Genomic DNA, 16,096 nt, shown 5'->3' on the forward strand with positions numbered 1-16,096 from the left:
GACTTACTTCAGCGACACCAGTTCGATGTCGAACACCAGGTCGGCATTCGCCGGAATGATCGAGTTTGGCGGCGGCGACGCGCCATACGCAAGGTTGCTCGCAATCTTGACGGTCTTTTTCTCGCCGGGCCTCATTCCGGTCACGGCCTGGTCGAAGCCAGGGATCACCGTACCGCTGCCCAGCTTAAAGTCGAATTGGCCGCCATCGAACTTCGCGCCCTTGGTATCGGCGGCGCTGGCGCTATACAGGAAACCGGCGTATTTCACGGTGGCGGTGGTGCCGGCCACGGCCACGGTGGGAGCGACGGCACTGGTGCCCGAGCTGCCGCCGCATGCGGTCAGTGCCGCGCTCATGCCAAGTACGGCGACGAATGCAACTACGGAAAGCTTCAACTTCATGGTGATCCTTGACGGTTAATGGCGTGCCCGGAGTCTAGCAGGGGATGTCGCCGTTCCATCCCTGCCAAACTGTCCGAAAGTTGTATTCGTTTGTATCAGATCTCGACTTGCGTGCCCAGTTCGATGACCCGGTTGGTCGGGATCTGGTAGTAGTCGGCGGCGCTGCGCGCGTTGCGCGACATCGCCACGTACAGGTGTTCGCGCCACGGCGCCATGCCGCCGCCGGGCGCCGAAATCACCGTCTGGCGGGCAATGAAGAACGACGTCTCCATCATCTCGAACGGCAGGCCGTACTGCGCGCACTGGGCCATCACTTTCGGGATGTCCGGCTCGTCCTTGAAGCCGTACTGGATATTAAGCTGGAAGCAGTTGTGGCCGAGCTGCTGCACCGACGCCTGCTCGGTCAAAGGCACCCACGGCACCTCGCGCATGTGCACCGTCAGGAACACCACGCGCTCATGCAGCACCTTGTTGTGCGACAGGTTGTGCAGCAGTGCGTGCGGCACGCCGTCGCTTTCGCCGCGCAGGAAGATGGCGGTGCCGTACACCCGGCTCGGCGGCGCGACGAACAGCGAAGCGAGGAAGTCGTCGAGCGGAATGGCGTGCTTCTGCAGGTTCTCGAACACCAGTTCGCGGCCGCGCTTCCAGGTCAGCATCACGGTGAACAGCACCGCGCCGAGCAGCAACGGAAACCAGCCGCCATGGAACAGTTTGAGCGAGCTGGCCGCGAACAGTGCGATGTCCATGACGATGAAAAAGCCGGTAGCGCCGAAGCACAACGCCAGCGGCAGGTGCCAGCGGTAGCGCGTCACGAAGAAGGTCAGGATCGTCGTCGCCAACATTGTGGCGGTGACCGCGATGCCGTAGGCGCCGGCCAGCTTGTCGGACGAGCCGAAGCCAACTACCGCAATCAATACCGCGACCAACTGCAACCAGTTGACGGCCGGAATGTAGATCTGGCCGATTTCGCTCTCCGACGTATGCAGCACGCGCATGCGCGGCAGCAGGTTGAGCGCGATGGCTTGCTTGGTCATCGAGAAGGTACCAGAAATCGTCGCCTGCGAGGCGATGACGGCGGCCATTGTCGACAGCACCACCAGCGGGTAGATGCTCCAGCTGCCGAGCTGCTGGTAGAACGGATTGGCGATCGCCTCGGGATGGGTGATCAACAGGCCGCCCTGACCGAGGTAATTGAGCGCCAGCGCCGGAAACACGATCAGGAACCAGGCTGCGCGGATCGGCTTCTTGCCGAAGTGGCCCATGTCGGCGTACAGCGCCTCGGCGCCGGTGAACGCCAGCACCACCGCGCCCAACGCGACGAAAGCAATGAAGCGGTTTTCCAGCATGAAGGCAAACGCGTTCAATGGGTTCAGCGCGGCCAGTATCACCGGCGCCTTGACGATGTTGATGACGCCCATGACGGCAAGCGCGAAGAACCAGACCAGCATGATCGGGCCGAACCAGCGGCCAATGCCGGCGGTGCCGCGCTTTTGCACCGCATACAGGGCAACGAGCACGATGATCGTCAGCGGCACCACGTAGTTCGACAGCGCGGGCGCGGCCACTTCCAGGCCTTCGATCGCGCCGAGTACGGAAATGGCGGGAGTGATCACGCTGTCGCCGTAGAACATGGTGGCGCCGAGCACGCCGATCATCAGCAGCGGCATGTAACAGCGCGACGACCTGGTGACCGAATTGAGCGTCAGCGCCATCAGCGCCATGATGCCGCCCTCGCCGCGGTTATCGGCGCGCAGCATCAGTGTGACGTACTTGAGCGAGACGATCATCGTCAGCCCCCAAAAAATCAGGGACACGATACCGATCAGGTTGAAGGTGTTCAGTGCGAGCCCGTGTTCCGGGTCGAAAATGGTTTTGAGGGTGTAGAGCGGGCTGGTACCAATATCGCCGTACACGATGCCGACGGCGGCGAAGGTCAACCCCGTGAGGCTGGATTTTTTGTGTTCCGGGGTCAAGATTGCACCGTATTATTATTTTTCTGCATTGCACAATAGGCCACCGACAATGAAATTGCAAGAACAATTCGTTTCAACGCAACACCTCTTATTAACACCTCGCCGGGCACCGGCAAATTGAACGGTTGCTGCAAGTTTGCCCTATCGCGGCTGGCCTGGTCGCGCGTAACGACCAGCGCCAGGTCGCCGCGCGGCTGCCGCGGTCACCGCTAGGCGGCAATTGAAGGATAATGTCCCATAGAAATTATTTGATCGTCCTCCATGCGCACCGGCATCATCAATGCAACCCTGGCCTTCCTCTGCTGGGGGCTGTTTCCCATTTATTTTCATGCTCTTCACGACGTGCCTCCAAGCCAGATTCTGGCGCACCGGGTGCTCTGGTCGCTGCTGTTCCTGGCCATCGTGCTCAGCGTGCGACGCCAGTGGAAGTGGCTGCCCGCCGTACTGCGCCAGCCGCGCGTAATCGCCAGCTTCGTCGCCAGCGCCTTCCTGCTCAGCGCCAATTGGCTGGTCTACATCTGGGCCGTTAACAACGGCCACGTGATCGAAGCGAGCCTCGGCTACTTCATCAATCCGCTGGTCAACATCATGTTCGGCTACCTGTTGCTTAAGGAACGGCTGCGGGCCGGCCAATGGGCCGCCATCGGTCTCGCCGCGCTCGGCGTTGCCTGGCTGACCTGGCAAGCCGGCACGGTGCCGTGGATCGCGCTGATCCTGGCCGCCACCTTCGGCGCCTACGGGCTAATGCGCAAGACCGCCGCCCTCGGCGCGCTCGAAGGGCTGTCGTTCGAAACCATGGTGCTGTTTCCGCTGGCCCTCGGCTACGTCATCTGGCTCAGCCTCAACGGCCAGAACAGCTTCATCAACAGCGCCGCCGACAGTACCCGCTGGCTGCTGGTGGCGGCCGGCCCGATCACCGCGATCCCGCTGCTGCTGTTCGCCGCCGGCGCGCGCACGATCCCGCTGTCGGCCCTGGGGCTGTTGCAATACATCTCGCCGACGATCCAGTTCCTGCTGGGCGTCTGGCTGTTCCACGAAGCTTTCAGCGCCGAGCGGATGGTCGGTTTCCTGCTGATCTGGAGTGCGCTGGCGCTATACGCCGCCGAAGGCCTGTGGCGCAACCGCGGCTAACTATTATTGGGGTCAGACCCGTTTAAATTGTCGAAATTTCGGGTCGTTACCGTTTAAAAAACGGGTCTGACCCGGTTTTTTTTACAGTATCCTGGGCCCGGTTTTCCGGTATGCTGTGGTCCTTCCGTCACACCTGAGAACACTGCAATGGCCAATTACGTCTATACCATGAACCGCGTGGGCAAAATCGTCCCGCCCAAACGCCAGATTCTGAAAGACATTTCGCTGTCGTTCTTCCCAGGCGCCAAGATCGGCGTGCTGGGCCTGAACGGTTCCGGCAAATCGACTTTGCTCAAAATTATGGCCGGCATCGATACCGACATCCAGGGCGAAGCCGTGCCGATGCCGGGCCTGAACATCGGCTACCTGCCGCAGGAACCGCAGCTCGATCCCGAGCAGACGGTACGCGAAATCGTCGAGTCGGGCCTGGGCGAAGTGTTCGAGGCGCAAGCCAAGCTCGAAGCCGTCTACGCCGCCTATGGCGACGAGGACGCCGATTTCGACGCCCTCGCCACCGAGCAGGCGCGGCTGGAGGCGATCATTTCGACCTCCGACGGCGGCAACCTGAACCTGCAGCTGGAAATGGCCGCCGATGCGCTGCGCCTGCCGCCGTGGGACGCCAAGATCGGCATCCTGTCCGGTGGCGAGAAGCGCCGCGTGGCACTGTGCCGCCTGCTGCTGTCAAAGCCGGACATGCTGCTGCTCGATGAGCCGACCAACCACCTCGACGCCGAGTCGGTCGAGTGGCTCGAACAGTTCCTGCTGCGCTTTCCGGGCACCGTGGTCGGTATTACCCACGATCGCTACTTCCTCGACAACGCCGCCGAGTGGATCCTGGAACTGGACCGTGGCCACGGCATCCCGTGGAAAGGCAATTACAGCTCGTGGCTCGAGCAAAAAGGCAATCGCCTCAAGCAGGAAGAAGCGACCGAATCGTCGCGCCAGAAGACCATCGCCAAGGAACTCGAGTGGGTACGCCAGAACCCGAAGGGCCGGCAAGTCAAAAGCAAGGCGCGCCTGGCCCGCTTCAACGAGCTGTCCGAACACGAATACCAGAAGCGCAACGAGACGTCGGAGATTTTTATTCCGGTCGCCGAGCGCCTTGGCAATGAAGTGATCGAATTTAAAAACGTTTCGAAAGCCTTTGGCGACCGCCTGCTGATCGACAACCTGTCGTTTACCGTGCCGGCCGGCGCCATCGTCGGCATTATCGGGCCGAACGGCGCCGGCAAATCGACCCTGTTCAAGATGATCACCGGCAAAGAGCAGCCCGACAGCGGCGAAGTGGCCATCGGCCAGACCGCGCGTGTGTCGATCGTCGACCAGAACCGCGACGACCTGGCCAACACCAAGACGGTGTTCGACGACGTTGCCGGCGGCGCCGACATGCTCACCGTCGGCCGCTTCGACATGCCGTCGCGCGCATACCTGGGCCGCTTCAATTTCAAGGGCTCGGACCAGCAGAAAATTGTCGGCAACCTGTCCGGCGGCGAACGCGGGCGCCTGCACCTGGCGAAGACGCTGCTGCAAGGCGGCAACGTGTTGCTGCTCGACGAGCCGTCCAACGACCTCGACGTCGAAACCTTGCGCGCGCTCGAAGATGCGCTGCTCGAATTTGCCGGCAGCGTGATGGTGATCTCCCACGATCGCTGGTTCCTCGACCGCATCGCCACCCACATCCTGGCCTTCGAAGGCAACTCGCAAGTGAGCTTTTTCGACGGCAATTATCAGGAATACGAAGCCGACAAGAAAAAGCGCCTGGGCGAAGAAGGCGCCAAGCCGAAACGCATCCGCTACAAGCCGCTGACCGTTTAAGACAGCGTGAGACAGCGTGAGACAGCGGTTAGCGTGGCCATGAAAAAAGCTCCCTGCGGGGAGCTTTTTTCATGGCTGGCTGCAAAATCGTGCTGGGCACCTGGGCGGCGTAGGCGAAGACCATGAAATTCCCGCCCGTTTGCGCAAATCGATATGGCGTCGATATCCAATACGCACACTACCTTGATGACAGACTACCGCTACAACCGTGTTCCCGGAGCGACGTTTTTCTTCACAGTCAGGCTGCTCGACCGCGACGGCACGCTGCTCGTCGACCATTTTTCCGCGTTTGGCGAAGCGATGCGCCAGGCCCGCGCCAAACGGCCCTTCCACGTCGATGCGTGGGTGGTGCTGCCCGATCATGCGCACGCTATCTGGACCTTGCCGCCGGGCGATCACAACTGCGCCAGCCGCTGGCGCGCCGTCAAGATCGCGTTTTCCAAGGCGCTGCGCAAGGCCGCTGCCGGCCCCGACAGCGCTATCTGGGTGCCCCACTACCAGCATCACCGGATCACCGGCGAGTCCGAATACCGGGCACTGGTCGACTACGTCCACGGTAATCCCCTGCGGCACGGACTGTGCAGCCAGGCGGCCGACTGGCAATGGTCGTCGCTGCACCGTTTTGCCGCATCCGGGCTGCTGCCAAAACGCGATAGTTAATTGTAAAAGAGCATAAAAAAGAACCCGCAAGCGGGCTCTTTTTTGAACTTATTTAAAACTGATTTTATGACCAGGGGGCGCCGGGCCGGCCTGGTCACGCCATCATCAGAAGGCGTATTTCGCGCCCACGGTCAGCACGTCCGCTTTCGCGCCGAAATCCTTGCTCTTGCCGTAACGCTCGTATTCAGCCGTCAGCGCAACTTTCTGGTTCAGATTGTACTGAAGGCCAACGCCGGCGTAGACTTCGGTCTTGCTGTGGCTGGTGTTAAATGCAGGCGTGGCGCTGCTCAGCGTGCTCTTGTTGCGGGCGACGCCCAGTTTGCCGAATGCCGAAAACTGCTCGTTGATCGGCGCGGTTGCCTTGCCGGCGACATAAAACGAGTTGCCGTCCGACTCGGCACGACCCGCAGTGTTGGTCGTCGTGTTGGTGTAATTGTAGGTCGACTTCTTGAAATCCGTGTATCCAGCTTCGACGCCCCACGTCGGGTCGATGTCATAACCGCCGAAAATTTTGCCGGACGCTTTGTAGCCGTCGGTGCTGCCATTGGTGGTGCCGGACAGCTTGTAGCTGTGGTCGGCGCTGGCGATACCAACGCCAACATAAGGGCCTGCGGCCTGGGCCGAACCAACTGCCGTCGCTGCGGCAATAAGTGCAAAAATGAGCTTTTTCATGCGGAATCCTTGATTAAGTTGATCGTCTGTCCCGCAATTACCGAATGAATCGCGAGATGGTGAAGGTAACATCATCAAATCCACACGTCCGTAGCAATCAGGTAATAAATGTAATCAGATGTAAGCGGCAGAGTCCGATTAATGACTCGCCGTGCGGTGACATGCATGTGCAAATAGCGCATTGATATGCGGAGTTAGCCGATATAACGAAAAGTCAGGTTCACTCTGGGACCTGCAAACCGGGATATTTTATGAATTCCATGTAACCAGTTATTTTGCAAACGCCCTGCCATTAACAACAGGCTGCCGTCAGTCAATGCGATCCTGAGCCGCTGTTTGGTCGCTTTATGTTGCAATACGAACGTGCGCGCGGCGCCAAAACTGACCGAGGCGATGGCCGGCTCGGGCCCCAATTCGGGCTCGTTATCGCTGTGCATGCCCATGCTGTCGCGGCCATCGCGGTAGTAATTGAGCAGCACGCTGTTAAAGCGCCGCCCGCTGGCCGCTTCCACCGCCGCCCGCAGCACTTGCTGCAAAGGCGTAAACGGCAGCGGCTCGAATTTAATGCCCGAATAAGCATACGCCGCCTCGCCGTGCCAGGCGGTCAGGCGCGGCTGCGGATATTGCTTGCCCCATACCGTAATGGTGTCGCTGCGCCAGGCCGTCTCGGCAATCAACCGGGCCAGCACCTCGTCGTTCGGCAGGGCGAGCGGAAGTTGTTCGAGAAAGGATAATTCGCCGTCGGCCACCGGGATCGGCGCTAGTATTGTGCTTGATGTAAATAAATCCATGGGTAAGAATAACGCTCAATGATGACGATCGCGCACTGCCGACGGTGACCGGCGCCATCGGCTGCCCCAACCGCGCCCGCTTCGATCCGGCACTCGACCAGATGATGCACGGGGCCCGGCAAACTCAACGCAAAATCAGGCCCACGCAGGTACCTGCGATCAGCAAGCCGCACGCCGCCATGCCGATAACAAAGCCGGCCTCGCGCTTGGCCGGATCCTTGTAATAGCCAAGCGCATACATGATGCGGCCGATGCACCATAGCGCGCCGCCGGCCGCGGCCCACGCGTCGCCGAGAAACAGGGCGCACAGCCACAGCGGCGCCAGCAGCAGCGGCAATTGCTCCAGCGTGTTCATCTGCACGCGCTGGGCGCTCTGGAACGCCACCGGCCCGTCCATCGACGGCGCCTTGACGTTGTACTTGACGCGGGCGGCGCCGGCATTGATGCCGGTCCAGAGATAGACGCCAAGTACGGCAAGGGTGATCCAGGCGGTCAGGTTCATGCGGTGTCCTTCAGGTTGATGGGGGCAATCGGCGCGATCGGCGAGCTGGGTAGCGTCGCCAGTACCGTGGTGGCCTTGGCCAGCGCGCGGTACAAGCGGCCGGTTGGCTGGTCCCAGCCGTCGAGCGCCGCCTGTTGGCGCGCCACCGTGGCAAAATCGCCGCGCGCGATCGGCCCGGACAGCGCCGCCCGCGGGCCGAGGCCAAATACGTTGTCGAGCGTTTCAAAGGCCAGCGGGCGCGCCAGTTCGCGCGCCAACGGCTCCGGGATGCCGGCTGCCTGGTACGCGCGCAGGGCCGCATCGAGCACAGTGACCAGGTAATTGGAGGCGAATACCGAAGCGGCGTGGTAAACAGTTTTGGCGTCGGCGTCGATCGCCACCGCGCGCGCGCCAATCAAGGCCAAGGCCGGCGCCAGCAGCGCCAGCGCGCGCGCGTCGCCTTCCAGCCCGCACCAGGTACCGGCGAAGTCGCGCGCCACCTGCTGCGGATCGGCGAAGCTGCGCACCGGATGCACGCTGGCGGTAAACGCCCCCTGGCGGGCGGCCGCTTCCAGCGCCGCCGACGACAAGGCGCCGCTGCAGTGAAACACCAGCACGCCGTCGAGGGCGTGCTGGTGTTCCGAATGTTCCACGCTTGCGGCCAGCGCCGCGCATGCCTGTTCGATCTGGTCGTCGCTTACAGCGAGCATGACGGCGTCGGCGCGGCGCAGTGTTTCCATGCCGCCCACCGCGCGCCCGGCGCCGATGAAGCCGACGGCGTCAAGCGCGGTGCCAGTCGAGCGCGTCAGCACATCTTGCACCACAAACGCGCCGCTGGCAGCGAACAGCCGGCCAAGCACGCGGCCAAGCCGGCCGGCGCCGATGATGTTGAGCGTGGGCGCCATCTCAGAATCTCGATCCGGGCTGGCTTAAAAACACCAGCTCGTCCGCGGTGGAGGCGCGGCCGAGGATCGCATTGCGATGCGGGAAGCGGCCGAAACGGGCGATCACGCCGCGGTGGCGGTGGGCGAAATCGAGGGCGCCAGCGAAGTCGCTGCCGTTCTCGCGCGCCAGTTCGGCGAGCAGCGTCACCGATTTTTCCTGCATGCGCGCGTCTTCGGCGTGCTCGAACGGCAGGTAGGCGAACCAGCGCTGCATCGGCGTCAATCTGCGGTCGGCCCCTGTTGCTTCCAGTTCGAGCGCCGCCGCCAGCGCCAGCGCGTCGCCGGCAAACGACGCGGGCGTACCGCGAAACGCATTGCGGGTGAACTGGTCGAGCAGCAAAATGCGCGCCAGCGTGCCGACCGTGCTGTCTGCGTCCCACTCGCGCAGGCCGCCCGCCAACGCCTGCGCGATGGCGGCGCCGAAGCGTTGGGCAATCGCCGCGTCAAACCGTGCATCCTTGCGGAACCATTCGCCGCGCGACTTGCCGTAGCCTTCGCTCGCGGGCGGCAAAAACCAGAAATCGCGGACTTCTTGTGGGGTCGTTTGGGGGATCATTTGTGGGTCGTTGGTGGGATCATTTGTGGGTCGTTGGTGGGCTCTGAGCTGCTTTCAGTTGCGTGCATGGGACAGCTGGAAGCTGTCGATGCCTTCGAATTTGGCCAGCTCGGTGGCCAGGTTCGACAACGACACGCCGCTCTCGCGCGACAGCGCGAGGGCGACGAAGCGCCATTCCTGGTGGCCGTGGGTGGCGCCGATGGCCAGCGAGCCGCCGGCCATCTCGTAGCCGCGTTCGAGCGCCACCCGGCGCAGTGTCGACTCGAGCGGCACGTAATCCTTTTTAAAACGCATGGTGATGGCAATCGCGTGGCGCGACGGCAGGAAGGCTTCGATTTTATGCAGGTAGATCATGATCATCGAGGCCATGAACGCCAGGCCCATCGCCGCCAGGTAAAAGCCGATGCCGACCATGATGCCGATGACCGACGACGCCCAGATCGAAGCGGCCGTGGTCAGCCCGCTGATATTGAAACCTTCGCGCATGATGACGCCGGCGCCGAGAAAGCCGATGCCGGTGACCACGCCTTGAATGATGCGGGTCGGGTCGGCGACGCCGGCCAGCGCGCCGCCATGACCGCCGAACCAGAAGCCGGGATAGCCGCCGATGATGGTGAGCGCCGCCGACGCCATGCAGACGATGCCGTAGGTGCGCATGCCGGCGGCGCGGCCATGGTACGAGCGCTCGTAGCCGACCAGCAGTCCGAGCAGCAGCGCACCCAGCAGGTTCAGCAGGATCAGGCCGTTGACGGCTATCTCCGGTTGGCTCCAGTAGGCAGCCAGCATGTCGAAGGTCGGCATAGGTGTCTTTCAGGACGGGTGCCGCGTTTGGCGGTTACGAAGGCTTTTTCTTGACCAGCTGTTTTTCGAACGCGACATCGAGCTTGCTGACGCGCCGCGCCACTTGCGGACCCTGGCCGTTCACAAAAGCGACAAAGGCGTCCAGTTCGAGCGGCGCGCACAAAGGCGGCGCGCCAGCTTTTTCGCTCAGGAAGAACAGGCCGTCGCCGGTGCGCGCCATCGAATAGCCGGCGTTGCCGCTTCGCAGCTTGAGGCGGTCGACGGCGGCGCTGGCGCGGGTTGACCGTGGGCTTGCCATCAGAGCTCCCGGGTGCGTTCGTCGAGCCACGCCCTGGCCGCGCCGTCGACGTGCGGTGCCAGGCGCGCGCGCACCAGCGCATGGTAATCGTTGAGCCACTTTATCTCGTCCGGCCGCAACAGCGACACGTCCAGGCAGCGGCTGTCGATCGGGCACAAGGTGAGCGTCTCGAAGCGCAAAAATTCGCCGAACTCCGTCGTCTCCGCACTGCGGTTGAGCACCAGGTTCTCGATCCGGATGCCCCAGCGGCCGGGCCGGTAGATGCCCGGCTCGATCGAGGTGATCATGCCCGGCTCCATCGCCGTGTGCGGCTCCGGCATGGTGGTGGCCGAGATCGACTGCGGGCCTTCGTGCACGTTGAGAAAATAGCCGACGCCGTGGCCGGTGCCGTGGCCATAGTCGATTGCGCCGGCCCAGATCGGCGCGCGCGCCAGGGCGTCGAGCATGGGCGACTTTGTCCCGCGCGGGAACTGCGCCGACGACAGCGCGATGACGCCCTTCAGCACCAAAGTAACGTCGCGCTTCTGGGCGCTGGACGGTGTCCCGACCGGCACCACGCGCGTGATGTCGGTGGTGCCGCCCACATACTGGCCGCCGGAGTCGATCAGCAGCAGGCCATCGCCTTCGATGACGGCATGCGACGTCTCGGTGGCGCGGTAGTGCATGATGGCGCCGTTGGCATTGAAGCCGGCGATGGTGCCGAAGCTGGGGCTGACAAAACCCGGCCGGCGCGCGCGCGCGGCGCAGACATGGGTGTCGATATCGAGTTCGGTCAGCGGCCCCCCGCGCTTGTCGGCCAGGCGCACTTCGAGCCAGGCAAAAAATTCGCATAGCGCGGCGCCATCGTGCTCCATTGTCGCGCGCACGTGAGCCGCTTCTGCGTCCGATTTTTTTGATTTGGCGAAGCTGCTCGGGTTGATCGCTTCGATGACGGTGACGCCCGCCGGCACCAAGGCGCGCATGCCGGCGGTAATGCGGCGCGGGTCGACAAGCAGCACATTTTCAGCACCCAACTGCGCCAGCGCCGCTTCGGCCGAGTCGTACGGCGCCAGGTCGACGCCGTCAAGGCGCAGACGTTCGGCGACGTCGGCCGGCACCTTGGCGTCGCCGACGAACAGCGTCGCCCGGTCCGGCGCAATCAGCGCGTGCGCCAAAAACACCGGGTTATAGCTGACGTCGGCGCCGCGCAGGTTGAACAGCCAGGCGATGTCGTCGAGGGTGGAAATGACATGGCGGTCGGCCCCCAGTTTGCTCATCGCCGCGCGCACCCCGGCCAGCTTGTCGGCGCGCGCAGTCACCGCGTACGGGGCGGCATGCTCGAACACCGGTGCGGTCGGCAGCGCAGGCCGCCCGCTCCATACCTCGTCGAGCAGGTCGACGTCGGTGCGCAGTTCAATCTTGCGCACCGCCAGCGCCTCGGCCAGCAGGCGCGCGGTGGCCAGGCCCAGCACGCGGGCGTCGACCGCCACCGTCTGGCCGGCCTGCAGGTTGGCAGATAACCAGTCGATGTACAGCAGGCTGGCGCCGGACGGAATTTTCTTCAAGCAGACGGCACTGCCGGCCAGTTCCGTCTCGGCCTGGTCCCAGTAACGCGCGTCGGTCCAGACGCCGGCGCAACCGGCAGTGGCGATAAAGGTGCCGACCGAGCCGGTAAACCCGGTCAGCCATTCGCGGCCCTTCCAGCGGCCCGGCAGGTATTCGGACAGGTGCGGGTCGGCCGACGGGATCACCACCGCATCGATATGCTCGCGTTGCATGACGGCGCGCAGCCGTGCCAGGACCTCGGCGCGCTGGAAAATAGTGGATGGATTTTGCATACCTATATGATACCTCCAACCGAGGGACCAGGCCCCGGTGTCGTTGCGGCGTGCCGCGGTACAAGTGCGCATTGAACATCGCCGCCAGGCAGCGCGCCACCACGTCGTACTTGCGGGTTTGGTTCTTGGGCAGCGAGCCTTCGCCGAACCAGCCGTTGGCCGAGGAAAAATTATTGATCTTGACGAGGCCCTCGATGATGCCGATCCAGGTCTACAGCGCCTCGCCCTTCAGCACGACTAGGTAGCCGGCACCTAATCGCGAACTTCGGCCTGATCAATGTGGCTGGAACGTCGTTCCTGCCACTGGCAGAAACGCCTCCTCACGCACGCGGGGACCCTATTTGCCAGATGAGTTGATCATTTTTTTAACGGACGAAGCCAGGCATTGTCGATATGCGCGAGAAATTGGGTCCCCGCATTCGCGAGGACGACGTGCTTGAGGTAGCGATGACTACAGCGCCAACCGCCTGCGCGCCGCCTCGTATTCCGCCTTCAAACGCGCCACCATGTCGAATTGGGTCGCCGCATTCGCGAGGACGACGTGCTTGAGGTAGCGATGACTACAGCGCCAACCGCCTGCGCGCCGCCTCGTATTCCGCCTTTAAACGCGCCACCATGTCGGCCACCGTCGGCACATCGTCCATCAGCCCCACGCCCTGCCCGGCACCCCAGATATCGCGCCACGCCTTGGCGCTGCCGGACCCGAAACTCATCTTGCTCTTGTCCGACTCGGGCAGCGCTTCCGGGTCCAGGCCGGCGTTGACGATCGATTTTTTCAGGTAATTGCCGTGCACACCGGTGAACAGGTTAGTGTAGACCACGTCCGCCGCCGCCGATTCGATGATGGCGTTGCGGTAAGCGTCGGACACGTTCGATTCTTTGGTGGCCAGCCAGCGCGAGCCGATGTAGGCGAAGTTGGCGCCCATCGCCTGCGCCGCCAGGATCGCATCGCCGCTGGCGATGGCGCCCGACAGCGCCAGCGGGCCGCTGAAGAACTTGCGCACTTCGCCCACCAGCGCGAACGGCGACAGCGCGCCGGCGTGGCCGCCGGCCCCCGCCGCCACTAGGATCAGGCCATCGACCCCGGCTTCGAGCGCCTTTTTGGCGTGGCGGATCGAGATCGCGTCGTGCAGCACGATACCGCCGTAGCCGTGGATCGCATCGAGCATCTCCTTGGGCGGCGCGCGCAGCGACGAAATGATGATCGGTACCCGGTGCCGCACGCACACTTCGACGTCGTGCTCGAGCCGGTCGTTCGACTGGTGGACGATCTGGTTGACCGCGATCGGCCCGACTCTGGCTGCCGGATTGGCGGCGCCCCAGGCAGCCAGTTCGCTTTCCAGGTCAGTGAGCCAGGTGTCGAGCAGCGCCGCCGGGCGGGCGTTGAGCGCCGGGAAGGCGCCGACGATGCCGGCCTTGCACTGGGCCGCTACCAGCGCCGGACCGCTGGCGATGAACATCGGCGAACCGATGACGGGAAGGGACAGGTTTTGCAGGACTAGCGGCAGCGCCATGGCGGACTTTCAAACGAAAAATTGATCGGAACGGCAGCGGCCATTATGAACCAAAAAAGAACGACCGTGCTAGAACTACAGCACTAAGGATCAAGCCTAAAAATCAAGCCACCAACGGCTGCCGTCAGCCGGCGTTCACCAGCGTGGCGCCGTCGATGCGGGCGGCGCCCGCGCGCACCAGCGCGGCAATCGCCCATTCAGCCAATTCGCCCGGCTCGCGCTGCAGGAAGCGGCGGCGCGCGCCGGCCAGCAGCGGAATCGAGACGAACATGGGCGCCACATCGGCCAGGTCGATGCGCTGGCGCTCGAGCAGCAGGAATTTCAGCATCACCTTGACCGCGTTTTCGGCGTTGCGCTTCGGCTCGGCCTGCAGGAAATCCAACCGTGTCCGCGCCCGCGCCAGCGCGGCGGCGGCGTCCGTAAACGGGGCGCCGTGACCGGGGATCACCAGCCGCACGTCGAGGGCGGCAATCAGCGCCAGCGTGTCGCGCGCTTCGGCGAAGCCCGATTCGCCATCGAGTTCAGGGAAGATCACGCCGAAGCCGTTTTCCCACAGCGCGTCGGCCGAGATCAGGATGGCTTCCTGGGCGCAGTAAAAAATCAAAGAGCGCGGATCGTGGCCCGGCGCGGCCAGCGCCTGCCAGCTCAGGTCTCCCAGCAACAGGATATCGCCCGGGGCGATGGTGGCGTCGAAGCCGAAACGCTCGCACTGCTGGCCGGTAGCCTTGTAACTGAGCGCATCCTGGTCCCAGGCGCGCACGGCAATTGCTTCGGCGGCGGGAATCGCGGTCCGGCAACCGTAGTGCGCCTGCAGCGCGGCGTTGCCGCCGCAGTGGTCCGAATGCAGGTGGGTGTTGACCAGCAGGTCGAGCCCCCGTCCGCCAAGTGCGTGGCGCACCAGCGCCAGCGTTTGCGGCGCGTGGGTCAGGTAGCCGCTGTCGATCAATGCGCTCTGGTCGCGGCCGATGAACAGGATATTGTTGGCCGACAGCCAGCCGCGCTCGAACACCCGCATCGAGGGTGGCAGCGAAAAAGCGCAGGCCGCGCTCATCGCTTCATCTGGAAGACCAGCGAGATTTTCGCGAACTCCACCAGCACCTCGCGCGAGCCGCCGTTAAAGGTCGTGAACGCGTTCCCGGTCCTCACCACCATTCGCGGCGGGAACAGCCAGCCGGCGTACGGGATGCCGATCATCTTGGCGCCGCGCACGTCGCGCCAGTCGACCCGCTTGTCGATCACCCAGCTCTGGCGGATGCCGTCGGCGTCGATCGTCGTGCGCGAGCGCAGGAACCAGTAGTAACTTACCAGCAGCATGGCGGCGGCACCGAGCAGCAGCGCCTTGACGCCGAAACCCAGCGACAGCAGCGGATAACGCAGCGCGATGCTGACGCCGTAGCCCAGCAGCACTACGGTAAGCAGAGTGGCGACGAGCTTGAAGCCGCCGCCGTAGGCCGGCCCGGTGACGGTGCCAATCGGTCGATAGAACTGCATCTAGCGAAACGCCAGCGTGGCTTCACGGCGGCGGATTTCAGCCCATACCGCGGTTTTGTAGTCGTCGCCGGCACTGCCCCACTGGACGATTTCGTCGAGAGTGCGCAGGCAACCGCGGCACAGGCCGGTATCTGGCGCCATCTCGCACAGGCTGATGCAGGGCGACGGCACCGGGGTGGGCAGTTGTGGTTGTGGATTCATGGCCGCTAGATTAGCGCATTCAATCGAATCGCGCTTGACCTGAGGGCATGAAGATGTAGAATACCATCCATATAGATGGTGTATGGATGCCACAAGGATGATTTGGGGACTATGGACACACGCGAAGTACGGCCGAAGAATTACGATTCGGAAAAAATTACCATTAACCTTGGCTTGATCGATCTGGGACAAATTGACCTGCTGGTCAATGAAGGCTTTTATTCGAACCGCACGGACCTGATCCGCACCGCGATTCGCAATCAGCTCGGTACCCATGCCGACGTGGTGAAGCAGACCGTTGCACGCAGGAGCCTGGTGCTCGGTTTGCATTACTACTCGAAAGCGAACCTGGAAGCGGCGTTGCAGGCAGGTGAGCGCCTCCAAATCCAGGTGCTCGGCATGGCCAGCATCGCCCCCGACGTCACGGCCGAACTGGCCCTGGCGACGATTGAATCGATCTTCGTGCTTGGCACACTGCATGCCAGCAGTGCAGTGAAGACGGCACTGGCCAGCCGCATCCTGTGATGCGCTAAAGACAAGATAAGGAACGCC

At 63.2% G+C, this 16,096-nt stretch carries 18 protein-coding genes; 4 read left to right on the forward strand and 14 right to left on the reverse strand.

Translation table 11 applies throughout. From position 1 onward, the window contains the following. Positions 1-3: 3 nt before the first annotated feature. Together CR103_RS10255 and CR103_RS10260 are read right to left on the reverse strand one after the other, a co-directional pair. Positions 4-399: an FKBP-type peptidyl-prolyl cis-trans isomerase gene (locus tag CR103_RS10255; protein ID WP_099915893.1), complete on the reverse strand. Its 396-nt coding sequence runs from the start codon at positions 397-399 to the stop codon at positions 4-6. Positions 400-494: 95 nt separating this feature from the next. Beyond that, positions 495-2,372 (reverse strand): potassium transporter Kup, encoded by a 1,878-nt coding sequence (locus tag CR103_RS10260; protein WP_099915894.1) that lies wholly within the window; start codon positions 2,370-2,372, stop codon positions 495-497. Between the two features lie 261 nt (positions 2,373-2,633). Here CR103_RS10260 and rarD point away from each other — a divergent pair, with 261 nt between their 5' ends. The 3 genes from rarD to CR103_RS10275 all read left to right on the forward strand — a co-directional run bounded on the left by rarD (position 2,634) and on the right by CR103_RS10275 (position 5,978). Then, a complete protein-coding gene (gene rarD / locus CR103_RS10265) occupies positions 2,634-3,503 on the forward strand; it encodes an EamA family transporter RarD (protein ID WP_099915895.1) in 870 nt (289 codons plus the stop codon). 147 nt (positions 3,504-3,650) lie between these two features. Continuing rightward, positions 3,651-5,318: an energy-dependent translational throttle protein EttA gene (gene ettA / locus CR103_RS10270; RefSeq protein ID WP_099915896.1), complete on the forward strand. Its 1,668-nt coding sequence runs from the start codon at positions 3,651-3,653 to the stop codon at positions 5,316-5,318. A 186-nt stretch (positions 5,319-5,504) separates the two neighbouring features. Then, complete coding sequence (locus CR103_RS10275) at positions 5,505-5,978, forward strand: REP-associated tyrosine transposase (protein WP_099915965.1); 474 nt, start codon at positions 5,505-5,507, stop codon at positions 5,976-5,978. Positions 5,979-6,083: 105 nt separating this feature from the next. On the opposite strand, the gene CR103_RS10280 is transcribed toward CR103_RS10275, so the two are convergent. The 12 genes from CR103_RS10280 to CR103_RS10335 form a co-directional block, all read right to left on the reverse strand. Further along, entirely contained in the window at positions 6,084-6,725 is a 642-nt protein-coding gene (locus CR103_RS10280; RefSeq protein ID WP_229442990.1) for a porin family protein, read from the reverse strand. Between the two features lie 119 nt (positions 6,726-6,844). After that, on the reverse strand, positions 6,845-7,399 hold the full coding sequence (locus CR103_RS10285; protein ID WP_307719697.1) for an alpha-ketoglutarate-dependent dioxygenase AlkB family protein: 555 nt from the start codon (positions 7,397-7,399) through the stop codon (positions 6,845-6,847). Positions 7,400-7,565: 166 nt separating this feature from the next. Next, positions 7,566-7,943: an MAPEG family protein gene (locus CR103_RS10290; RefSeq protein ID WP_099915899.1), complete on the reverse strand. Its 378-nt coding sequence runs from the start codon at positions 7,941-7,943 to the stop codon at positions 7,566-7,568. Then, the gene (locus CR103_RS10295; RefSeq protein WP_099915900.1) at positions 7,940-8,827 is read right to left on the reverse strand and encodes a Rossmann-like and DUF2520 domain-containing protein; all 888 of its coding nucleotides are present in this window, start codon (positions 8,825-8,827) and stop codon (positions 7,940-7,942) included. Before CR103_RS10295 ends, CR103_RS10290 begins: the two co-directional genes overlap by 4 nt. Position 8,828: 1 nt before the next feature. After that, positions 8,829-9,422, reverse strand: a complete 594-nt coding sequence (locus tag CR103_RS10300) for a DUF924 family protein (protein ID WP_099915901.1) — start codon at positions 9,420-9,422, stop codon at positions 8,829-8,831. 54 nt (positions 9,423-9,476) lie between these two features. Continuing rightward, positions 9,477-10,223 carry an MgtC/SapB family protein gene (locus tag CR103_RS10305; RefSeq protein WP_099915902.1) on the reverse strand — a complete coding sequence of 249 codons (747 nt, stop codon included), beginning with the start codon at positions 10,221-10,223 and terminating at the stop codon, positions 9,477-9,479. A gap of 34 nt (positions 10,224-10,257) precedes the next feature. Then, positions 10,258-10,521: a hypothetical protein gene (locus CR103_RS10310; RefSeq protein ID WP_099915903.1), complete on the reverse strand. Its 264-nt coding sequence runs from the start codon at positions 10,519-10,521 to the stop codon at positions 10,258-10,260. Then, the gene (locus CR103_RS10315; RefSeq protein ID WP_099915904.1) at positions 10,521-12,338 is read right to left on the reverse strand and encodes an aminopeptidase P family protein; all 1,818 of its coding nucleotides are present in this window, start codon (positions 12,336-12,338) and stop codon (positions 10,521-10,523) included. The genes CR103_RS10310 and CR103_RS10315 overlap by 1 nt, the downstream gene beginning before the upstream one ends. Before the next feature lie 560 nt (positions 12,339-12,898). After that, a complete protein-coding gene (locus tag CR103_RS10320; RefSeq protein ID WP_099915905.1) occupies positions 12,899-13,852 on the reverse strand; it encodes an NAD(P)H-dependent flavin oxidoreductase in 954 nt (317 codons plus the stop codon). 124 nt (positions 13,853-13,976) lie between these two features. Continuing rightward, complete coding sequence (locus tag CR103_RS10325; protein WP_229442991.1) at positions 13,977-14,903, reverse strand: MBL fold metallo-hydrolase; 927 nt, start codon at positions 14,901-14,903, stop codon at positions 13,977-13,979. Next, positions 14,900-15,343 carry a hypothetical protein gene (locus tag CR103_RS10330; RefSeq protein WP_099915906.1) on the reverse strand — a complete coding sequence of 148 codons (444 nt, stop codon included), beginning with the start codon at positions 15,341-15,343 and terminating at the stop codon, positions 14,900-14,902. The genes CR103_RS10325 and CR103_RS10330 overlap by 4 nt, the downstream gene beginning before the upstream one ends. Then, positions 15,344-15,544 (reverse strand): DUF1289 domain-containing protein, encoded by a 201-nt coding sequence (locus CR103_RS10335; RefSeq protein ID WP_099915907.1) that lies wholly within the window; start codon positions 15,542-15,544, stop codon positions 15,344-15,346. A 111-nt stretch (positions 15,545-15,655) separates the two neighbouring features. On the opposite strand from CR103_RS10335, the gene CR103_RS10340 reads away from it, so the two are divergent. Beyond that, positions 15,656-16,069: a ribbon-helix-helix domain-containing protein gene (locus CR103_RS10340; RefSeq protein WP_099915908.1), complete on the forward strand. Its 414-nt coding sequence runs from the start codon at positions 15,656-15,658 to the stop codon at positions 16,067-16,069. The last annotated feature ends 27 nt before the right edge of the window (positions 16,070-16,096 follow it).

This window comes from Massilia psychrophila (assembly GCF_002760665.1).
Classification (GTDB): Bacteria; Pseudomonadota; Gammaproteobacteria; order Burkholderiales; family Burkholderiaceae_D; genus JAFCUW01.